Genomic DNA, 2,634 nt, shown 5'->3' with positions numbered 1-2,634 from the left:
TTCCGGTAGACCCGGGCGGTAAGGTTCGATGAAAGGGCGTTTACAACCGAGACGCCAACCCCGTGGAGACCTCCCGAGACCTGGTAGGTGGCCTTGTCGAATTTGCCACCGGCATGGAGGACCGTGAGCACCACTTCGAGAGCGCTCTTATGGTTCTTTTCCATCGCATCGACCGGGATGCCCCGGCCGTTGTCCTCAACCGACAGCGATCCGTCACCGTTGATGACAACGGAGATTAAGGTACAGAACCCGGCAAGCGCTTCATCGATGGAATTGTCCACAACCTCGTACACAAGATGATGGAGCCCGCGCGTATCGGTGCTCCCGATGTACATTGCAGGGCGCTCGCGCACTGGCGTGAGCCCTTCAAGTATCGTAATGTGGGATGCATCGTAGGTATCAGTCAAAGGAAACCTCCTTCGTAAAAATTAATAAAAAAATTTCCTGAAATTAGCACAATAATTATTGGTGTTGAAACAATAAAACCCTGCGGTCTTAAAATTCAGGCGTGAAGTTTAAAAGGGGCAGCCGTAATTTTCATACAGAAACCATTCAGGGATTCCGGTACCCGCCTTTTGGAACATGGATCACAAAACAGAGGGCCCCCATGTCACCGGTCTCCTCGATGACAATACCGGTCATATCGAGGATCTCCCGGATAAAAAAAAGGTTCGGGCCGGACGTTTTTGCCGGGGCCCAGACAAACAGGGATTCTTTCTGATCCGGCGGGATGCCGGTGCCTGCTTTCCGGAGCGTGATGGAGAGACCGCTCCCGGTCTCCTCATGGGAGATCTGGACCGGCACGGCAATCCCCCCGCAGGTGTAGATGTATTCCATCAGGTGCGTAAGCCCTTTTTCCAGCAGGGGATCTGAGAGAATTTCGAGCCGATCCAGATTTGTCGTGCGGGTTACATGAATGGGAGGGAGATGCGATACTGCATACAGCAATACCTCGGAAAAATTCTGCCACTTGGGCGTCTGGACGCCGAGTTTCTGGTAGTTCTCCGCAAATTCGATCTGTCCCTGGATCTCCCCGGTGGTGCCCTGGAGTTTGACCAGTATCGCGATCTCTTCAGGATGCTTTGCGATCTGCCGGAGCACGTCAAGATATGCCCGGACGATAAAAACCTGGCTCTTGATATCCGTTCGGGTGAGGGAGTTTATCAGGTTAAGTTTTTTCTGGGTGGCAACAAGTGCACGCTCGTACTGGCGGCGCTCAGTGATGTCGCGGGCCACGATAACCCCGTAACTCTCGTTGCCAAAGGTAACAAACCGGATTAAGAGCTCAGCCGGAATCACCGCTCCCTGCGATGTACAAAGGATCGTTTCGATCTTTTCCTGCGTTCCGGTGGAGGCGGCATGGGAGAATACCTTCCGGAACTGCCCGCGTTTTTCCGGCACAATAAGTGAGAGGATGTCCATGCCCTGCAGCTGATCGCTCGTGTACCCCAGCTGGACGGTACAGGCATGGTTTGTATCCACACACCGGTTTTCCGGGGTCCGGACCATAAGGATCATATCGTTGGTCTCATCGATGAGCGCCCGGAACCGTTCGAGTTCTGCGAGCCGCTGCTGGAGGAGGGGATAATAACTTTTGTGAAGTGAAGTCTCCCCCATCCCGATGATCCGCTCACGTAACTGCCCGCGTTCATCCGGTTGTTCAGAGGGCGGATTCATAGAGTGCCTCGATCTCGCTTTTCTTCGGGTCCCGGGGGTTGGTCGCCATGCAGACATCATGCATCGCATGTTCTGCAAGCAGCGGGATCGCCTCTTTTTTCACCCCGAGAGCCCCGAGCGTCTTTCCGATCCCGATGGCAGTGCGGAGCCGGTGGATTTCATCACAGATCATCACGGGCCGCTCATTCTTTGATACGGTGTACACGGGACAGCCCATCGCTTCACCGATACTGTCGTACCGGTCCGGTGCAGAAGCATAATTGTACATGATGACCGTTTCCAACAGGAGAGCATTGCATTCGCCGTGGGGGAGGTCAAGGTACCCGCCAAGGCTGTGCGCCATTGCATGAACCGCCCCAAGGCTCGCATTGGAGAATGCAAGACCGGCATACAGGCTCGCGAGCATCATCTCCCCCCTCAGAGAAAGATCGCGGGGGTGCTCCATGGAGTTTTCAAGATTTCTTTCCACAAGCCGGATCGCTTCGAGGGCGTGGAGATCGGTCAGGGGAGAACTTGCATTGGACACATATGCCTCGATCGCATGGGTGAGCACATCAAGACCCGTACAGGCAGTGAGTCCGGGAGGCAGGGTAAGAAGGGTTTCAGGATCGATGAGAGCAACATCGGGTACAAGGGTCTTGGAAATGATAGCGATCTTGACATTGTTCCGGGTGTCGTTGATGATGGCAAACTGCGACACATCAGCGCTCGATCCGGCGGTTGTCGGGATACAGACGAGCGGAGGCGGGGGGACGAGCACTTTGTCAACGCCTTCAAACTCCGTGATGGGCCTTTTGTTGGTGGAGACAATACCAATCCCTTTTGCGCAGTCGATGACCGATCCCCCGCCCACGGCCACGAGCGCAGAACATCCGGCCTGCCGGAAGATCTCTGCCCCCTGCATGACATTTTCTGCCCGGGGATTTGGCATGACCTCGGAAAAAATCTCAAAACTGA

3 protein-coding genes are annotated in these 2,634 nt (G+C 54.8%); all 3 read right to left on the bottom strand.

What is annotated here, in order from left to right; genetic code table 11:
- The coding region (locus WCE46_RS01495; RefSeq protein WP_424731931.1) for an ATP-binding protein at positions 1 to 407 on the bottom strand (407 nt) is incomplete at its 3' end.
- Between the two features lie 145 nt (positions 408 to 552).
- Positions 553 to 1,677, bottom strand: coding sequence for a PAS domain-containing protein (locus WCE46_RS01490; protein WP_424731930.1), 1,125 nt, complete (start codon positions 1,675 to 1,677; stop codon positions 553 to 555).
- Positions 1,661 to 2,634: iron-containing alcohol dehydrogenase (locus WCE46_RS01485; RefSeq protein ID WP_424731929.1), on the bottom strand; the 974-nt coding region annotated here is incomplete at its 5' end. The genes WCE46_RS01485 and WCE46_RS01490, both read right to left, overlap by 17 nt.

It is taken from the genome of Methanoregula sp. (assembly GCF_049690535.1).
In the GTDB taxonomy this organism is placed as follows: Archaea; Halobacteriota; Methanomicrobia; order Methanomicrobiales; family Methanospirillaceae; genus Methanoregula.
This window is presented reverse-complemented; position numbering and strand designations above follow the sequence as displayed.